At 61.9% G+C, this 6549-nt stretch carries 8 protein-coding genes and 1 pseudogene; 2 read left to right on the top strand and 7 right to left on the bottom strand.

The genetic code is table 11. The annotated features are described in order from the left end of the window. Window positions 1-177: 177 nt before the first annotated feature. The 3 genes from Y703_RS22745 to Y703_RS0115000 all read right to left on the bottom strand — a co-directional run bounded on the left by Y703_RS22745 (window position 178) and on the right by Y703_RS0115000 (window position 2283). Complete coding sequence (locus Y703_RS22745; protein WP_216698910.1) at window positions 178-468, bottom strand: hotdog family protein; 291 nt, start codon at window positions 466-468, stop codon at window positions 178-180. A gap of 555 nt (window positions 469-1023) precedes the next feature. Then, window positions 1024-1524, bottom strand: coding sequence for an SRPBCC family protein (locus Y703_RS0114995; protein ID WP_026553360.1), 501 nt, complete (start codon window positions 1522-1524; stop codon window positions 1024-1026). Between the two features lie 21 nt (window positions 1525-1545). Continuing rightward, on the bottom strand, window positions 1546-2283 hold the full coding sequence (locus Y703_RS0115000) for a mycothiol-dependent nitroreductase Rv2466c family protein (protein ID WP_026553361.1): 738 nt from the start codon (window positions 2281-2283) through the stop codon (window positions 1546-1548). 511 nt (window positions 2284-2794) lie between these two features. Here Y703_RS0115000 and Y703_RS0115005 point away from each other — a divergent pair. Together Y703_RS0115005 and Y703_RS0115010 are read left to right on the top strand one after the other, a co-directional pair. Further along, window positions 2795-3178 carry an endonuclease/exonuclease/phosphatase family protein gene (locus Y703_RS0115005; protein WP_155849554.1) on the top strand — a complete coding sequence of 128 codons (384 nt, stop codon included), beginning with the start codon at window positions 2795-2797 and terminating at the stop codon, window positions 3176-3178. An 8-nt stretch (window positions 3179-3186) separates the two neighbouring features. Further along, the gene (locus Y703_RS0115010; RefSeq protein WP_162148900.1) at window positions 3187-3399 is read left to right on the top strand and encodes a hypothetical protein; all 213 of its coding nucleotides are present in this window, start codon (window positions 3187-3189) and stop codon (window positions 3397-3399) included. Between the two features lie 252 nt (window positions 3400-3651). On the opposite strand, the gene Y703_RS0115015 is transcribed toward Y703_RS0115010, so the two are convergent. The 4 genes and pseudogenes from Y703_RS0115015 to Y703_RS22440 all read right to left on the bottom strand — a co-directional run. After that, the gene (locus Y703_RS0115015) at window positions 3652-3816 is read right to left on the bottom strand and encodes a hypothetical protein (protein WP_155849555.1); all 165 of its coding nucleotides are present in this window, start codon (window positions 3814-3816) and stop codon (window positions 3652-3654) included. Between the two features lie 64 nt (window positions 3817-3880). After that, window positions 3881-4216 (bottom strand): HAD family hydrolase, encoded by a 336-nt coding sequence (locus tag Y703_RS21055; RefSeq protein ID WP_051427643.1) that lies wholly within the window; start codon window positions 4214-4216, stop codon window positions 3881-3883. 342 nt (window positions 4217-4558) lie between these two features. Further along, complete coding sequence (locus Y703_RS0115025; protein ID WP_026553365.1) at window positions 4559-5380, bottom strand: alpha/beta fold hydrolase; 822 nt, start codon at window positions 5378-5380, stop codon at window positions 4559-4561. A gap of 951 nt (window positions 5381-6331) precedes the next feature. Beyond that, window positions 6332-6549 (bottom strand): annotated as a pseudogene (locus Y703_RS22440) (hypothetical protein); the annotation flags it as partial.

A 6549-nucleotide genomic window follows, 5' to 3' on the forward strand; every position in this document is an offset into this window, starting at 1 on the left:
TTTCTGGCAGGACGGGCCGGCTACCGGGCCGGACCCGAAACGAACACTACCTGACCCGCCACACCTGACCCGACCGGTGCTGCCCCGTTCACGCTGCCGGTGCATCCTGACCGGACGGGCACGGTCACGGCTTGCGCCGCCAACACCTGCCCATAGCGGCGGTAAAAGTTGCCCGGTTTACCTGCCTGACACGGCCGGGTCCGGGTCAGGGCGGCGGCGGAGGAGATTCATCATCGTCAGGGTCGCCACCGTTTCCTGGTGCTGGTCGAGGATTTCGATGGCAGTGTGCACGAGGCCACGGTCCGGTTTGCTCCGGGAAGCCCGGGCCTGCACCACAGTGCAGCGGAGGGAGAGGACATCCCCGGGGCGGACAGGTTTAAGCCAGCGCAGTTCGTCAACTCCGGGCGATGCCAGGCTGGCCGCCTCGTTAAGGTAATACCGGACCAGGATCCGCATCATGAGAGCCATCGTGTCCTCCCCCGCTGGCAATCAGGCCGTTGAACGGGCCACCGGCGGCAGCTGAGGCGTCGGTGTGAATGCCTTTGCGGGTCGAAGCGGGCCGCGGAATCCAGAATCTCCGCCTCGCTGACCGGTTCGGCACCAAACACCCCCACGGCGCCCGGCACGTAAACATCGAAGAAACGATCCGGCAGCGGAACCAGCCCCGGCGTCACCGCATCACCTGTCATGTCCTGCCCTGCCTTTCACCATGAAGACCTCCCCGCCAAACCCACTACACGCGATTCAGCGGCCCGCAGCCGCAAAAAAGCAGGCTGTGGGCGTTCAGGATTCGGACGTTGCCGGCGGCACCCTCTGCCCGGCGGGCTGGCGAACCCCCAGGGTCACGCACTCTGCAGAGCATGGAAAGGGATGCCACTGCACGCCTGGAAGAGTACAGCGATGGTGTCGTGGCCATTGCTCACAACCCGAATGCGCTGCTAGACGCTGGCAATTTCTGTTGATATTCAACGAAGTTTTTTTGGGCTGCGACTTGGGTTCAGTAGGACGCGCCGAGTGAGCCGGTCATGACCGGGCCTCCTCACTTGCAGCGATGGACTCGGCGATCCGCTTAATCGCGGCGAGCGTTTTCGGGATGCCGTCGAGCGCCTGCTGGGTGCGGTCGGTGATCTGAACGGACGCCCCGTCACCGTACTTCTCCTCGAACATGGCGATCCCGGCCGGCAGGAATTCCCAAGACTCGCTCAGGATCGTCCCGGTATCTGCTGGGGCCAGGGTGAAGCCCCAGCGGACCACACTGCCACCCACCACCCAAGCGAACTCGCGACCACGCTCGGCAACCACCACCTGCGACCGGGTCTCCCAAGATCGGTGCGGGAGCTCATTACGCCCGGTGAACCAGGCGCCGACCTGACCCGCGTTGACCTCGTCGTCCCACCAACACGACGTACAGACAGGACTCCACTCGCCGGTGCGGGTGATGTCGGAGACCAGGTCGTAGAGCGTCTCGGCTGATGCCTGCACCGCGACGGACTCCTGGTGATGGCGGATGCTTGTCTGACTCATGGGTCCATCTTTACAGACCGGTCACTTCTTCTGCCGCCGGCTGCCGCCGTGCCAGTCCTCCTGCTGACCGACCGTATCGGCGTTGACACCGAGGGCAGCAAGCTGTGGCTGCTCGCGCAGGCTTCGCTTGAGCTCCGCGAAACCAGGGAAACGTGCCAGCCCGACCACATGGTCCCACAGCTCGGCGGCCGAATCTTCGTCTGGCAGCCGGCTGATCACCGGTCCGAAGAAGGCCACACCGGCGGGTGGCTCAAAGTGGATGATGGGCGTGCCCACATCCTTACCCGTCAGCGCCAGCGCCTCATCCGTCTCCTGCCGGATCTCACGGTCCCAGGACTCGTCGTCGAGAGCCTCCGCCAGTGCCAGAGGCAAGCCAGCCTCGGCGAGGATCGGCTCCACGAACTCACGCGTCCCGCGCCGCTCACGCACCTCACCCTCTGTGAGCTGGTTGACCGGGTCCGGGGCAGCATCGAAGATGTGCGCCCCGAACGCTGCATACAACCGGGCCATCGACTCGCGGCCATGCTCCGCACGGGCCCGGGCCGCCACCCGCAGAAGCCGGAGCCCGGCCGTGTGTCCGGCCTCGTACTCAGGCGGGAAATGAGCGTCATAGTCAACCTCGGCGTTGATCAGACGCAACGAGATGAACCGCCAGTCCACGGTGTAGTCGCGCTGCGCCTGCACCTGCCGCACCCACTTGCTCGTCATCCAGGCGAAAGGGCAGACCGGGTCGAAATAGAAGTTAATGTCGGCATCCATACGCCCACCTTTACACCGGTTGATAACCCACGTCTAATCGAATCCATGCCCCAGCCCAAAAAGGTGGACACTCATATCTCCCGCCCACGGCAACGGCCATTTCACCTTTGATCAGTTCTGGGGCGGCCTGAAGATCAGGGTTGACGGCACACCGGTTGTCGACCAGGACCAAACGTGGCATTTACTCGTTCGCCACAGGTACCGCTTATGGCTTGGGCCAAAGTTACGAAGGCGAGCTCGGTAGGCTCTGGTCCTAGGCGGACATCACGGAAAATAATAGAAGTACCGCGCGTCTTCCGACACCTCGTGCCGGAGGACGCGCGGGCCACAACACCACCTATTCACCCGTTTTCATCTTGAACGCATGAGCCTCCTCGCTGGAGGGTCATGCGAAAGACGTGGTGCACAGCGCAGAGGACCATTCGTCACAACGTCCTCAAGTAGCACTTATAAGGGGCATCAGCGCACGTGGCATGCCCGGCGTGGTTCGATGGGGTTCATGATGCTGATCGTGACGACGCCACCGGCTGTTGTGGCCGAGGATCTGCTCCGCCTGCGAACAGCCCTGGATGGCACTGTTCCGGGCAAGGAAGATTCGAACCTTCTGGTAGCGACCTGGAATGTGCGGGCGTTCGGAGATCTCACCAAAGAATGGAAAGCCGGGCCTAAGGATTCACCCAAACGGGACTTCCACGCCATGGCCTGCATCGCCGAAATCGTGTCCCGCTTCGATATTCTCGCCCTGCAGGAAGTCCGCCGGAACACCACAGCATTGCAATACCTGCTAGGTCTGCTAGGTCTGCTAGGCCCATCGTGGCGGTGGCCCAGGCCGCACCTCTTGAGAGTGTCGGCGTGGTCGGCGGACAGAACGCAGGAGCGATCGGCGGGCTGGTAGCAGCCGCCGTGAACCTCGACCGCACCCTCGACGTGGACCAGATTCAGTTGGTCAACGTCGAAGGCTATGTCCTCAGCGGCATCGACGTGGACGTGAAAAACAACAACGTGCTCAACGGTCTCACCGTTCAGGCATTGAACGAGAACGACATCGATGTACAGGACGTCGTCGACGTGAACATCGTCGACAACGTTCTGGTTGTTGTAGTGGACGCTCTCTAAACGGAGTGCTTCAGCGGGGCCGCCCCTATCCGGGCCCGGCCCCGCTATCTTTAACTTTTGAACGACTACTGAAGGTCCCGTTAGCCAGGTGCTGCGGGGGCCCTCAGCCGTAAACCACCCGGATTTATCTACCAGGGATTCGGATGGGTCAACGGATGTGTATCTTCCGATCTGGACTACCAGCTCCCACTTTAAAGACCGGTGGCTATCAGATTCAGGCTTCCGGGTTTCTGCCCGGATGAATCCGAACCATTAATAAATCACAGCGATTTTCTCAGATGCTGCCGTGACCAGGATCAGGACGCTCAGGGGAACAAACCTCTCGATTGCCGCCTTCGCGAACGCCAGACCATCCCGGTCCCTACCGGATGCAGAGGCCAGCGCCAGCGCCACCCAGTACGGGCCGGGCTGTGCCATTTTGCCCCAGTGCGGACTGCAGACCCGGAACGGCATATGATCCGGCCCCGGTCTGCAGCCTGATTCAGGATTCGGCAAGCTTCCCTGCGAGAGCCACCAGTTCTTCGGCTTCAATGTCGGGTGCGGTGAAATAGGAGGGGTAGAAGGCCCCAGTACGGTTGATCCACGCTGTTTTCAGGCCGGCCGCGTTGGCACCGTGGATGTCCCAGGGGTGCACGGCGACGAGCAGCAGCCGGTCGACAGTTTGACCGGTTTCCCGGGCGGCGTAGTCATAGGCTTCGCGGGCGGGTTTCCACCGGGGAGCGTCCTGAACACTGTGGAGCCGCGAAAATTCGTCCGGGATGCCGCCCCGGCCAAGGAGGGATTCCGCCACCGAGATGGCACCGTTAGTCAGTGCCACCAGTTAAGCGACGCGGGTGAGTGCCTTGATCCCGGGCGCGGTGTCCGCGTGCATGGCGAGGTTCGTGAACACACCCATAATGTTATCGACCTGCTCCTGATGCTCCCCCTGCCCTAACGTCTGGGCGAGCAGACGGAGAAGGCTGTCAGTTGCGAGGTCAGTGAAGTCAGGGTTGTCCCCGGCCGATGTAAGGGCGAACCCGTCACGAAGGAGTTCCGCGAACCATGGCCGGTCAGAGAGGCAGGCATCGCGGACTGTTCAAACGCCTTCCCGAGAGGGCCCATGTCGGACAGGGTTTCATTGACGTCGAAAACGATGACGGACGGCGTGGTGAACATGGGGTTAGTCCTTTCCGGCTCCGGTGAGGAGCGAGTTGATGGCGTCGGCGATGTCCCGTGGATGATCTTCGGGAGTGAAGTGCTTGCCCCCTGGTATCCGGATCAGGTCGGCTCCGAGGTCAGCGGCGAGCCGTTCCCCGTACCCGATCTTCTGGAACGTGTCGGCTTCACCCCAGACCACCCGTGCTGGCAGCTTCAAGCCCGCCAACCGGTCCGAAATGTCCAGGGTGTCCTGAACATCAAGAGCGGCGACCTGGCGCATCATGCTCCGCGCCGCACCGTGGGACACATACGGCCCCCAATGCTCCGCGAGGGATTCCAGAGCAACATCCCGATCATCGTGACCGCGGTGGATCAACTGGACGAACGTCGGGTACATCAGCACCTGAGGCAGAAATGCCAACGCCGGCGCCACACGCTGCATCGCCTTCACACTGGGGATAGGCCACGAGTCGTAACATACCGAGTTGGTTAGGACCAGTCCCGAGAAACGCTCAGCTGCCCGCACCACCGCGATCTGCGCGACTCCCCCGCCAAGATCATGCCCAACCAGGACTGGCGGTTGCTTCAGATCGAGGGATTCAATCCACTCCAGGAAGTATCCGGCCTGGGCCGAGAGGCCGAGGTCACGGTCTTTCCCGTCGGGAATGCTTGATCCGTAGCCGGGCATTTCCCATGCCAGCGTCCTGCCGTGGACCAGCGGCATCACGTGGCGCCAGAGCCGTGGCGAGGTGGGTATCCCGTGCACCAGAACAACGGGACTGCCCGTACCGTGCTCCACCCAGCGCGCGTTCATACCGCTTAATGTCGTCGATTGTGTTTCCACGGGTTTCTCCATTCACCTTGCAGGGCGTCGCTCTTTCAATACGACGGCGGTGGGACGTGCCCACACTGCCAGCCTAACCAAGCCGACAGGCTCTGATAAGGGCCCCAGCGTGTGCGCGTCACCTCACGCCCTTCTTGGTCTCACCCGGACGTTCCCCCTAGATCAATACACCTAGGGCCTTGAATCAAGAGTGACCCGTCACCAGTTTCCTGCCCCCTGTAGTGGGTGGGCCGGAACCAGCGCGCTACCATCCGGGCACCAAGCAACACCTGGACTGCCGCTGCGGGTCGGAACCACCAAGCGCGCGGGACATCGATCATCTGGCCCCGTGCGAAACTCACAGAAGCGACCGGGACCACGGGCAAGGCCCAAACCGCGAACGTCGCGGTACATATGGTCCGGCTCGTTTCGTAACGCCCGCTGAACCAGATCCAGAAGGCAGCGTCGGCGAAGAAATCAGCATATTGACCGAAGGAAGTTTCGGTACCCGTCGCCCGGGCGAGTTTACCGTCGACGAAGTCGCTGATAAGGGCAAAAACCGGCGCCCACCTACCGCGACTTCTTGAGAGCCGGAAGATTGGCCCGCAACAGCGTGATGATATTGTCACCCCAGACGACCCGTGCGGGAAGTTCGTCTGGCCTTTTTGCGATGCCAAATTCTCGTCGTTCACGGTGCTCCGCCCTTTCAGCGCATTCCGGGTCCTTCGTATCCGCTTTAAGACCATGTTTCGTGGCATCAACCTATCCGACCGCCCGGATTATATGGTCGGTTTTCTAGAGCCGGAACCGCTTGTGCCCCTTAAGTCACCGATAAGCGCCGTTGACGCGCAGTCCCTGATCCCGTTGATCCCCGCGATAGTTGTTTCCTTATCGTTGTAGGTTTCACTCGTCACTAGGGTCGCCCCGTTGTCCCTTGTCAACCGGAACCTGAACCGGCCGGATGGTTAGAGATTAGTTGCTGCTATTCCGGCGGTAGACAACGTAGGTTCCGCTGGCTGCGGCGAGGAGGAGCAACCCTCCACCGACAGCGATAATGGTTGACCCCTCGCTCGTACCCTCGGTCGATACTCCGGTGTCGGCGCCACCCTTGGGCACCGCACCCATCTGGTCCATCCCATTGCCTTCCGCACTACCGGACTCCGCGCCCAGCATCATCTGGTCATGCATGC

Source organism: Arthrobacter sp. H20, from assembly GCF_000520515.1.
In the GTDB taxonomy this organism is placed as follows: Bacteria; Actinomycetota; Actinomycetes; order Actinomycetales; family Micrococcaceae; genus Arthrobacter_D.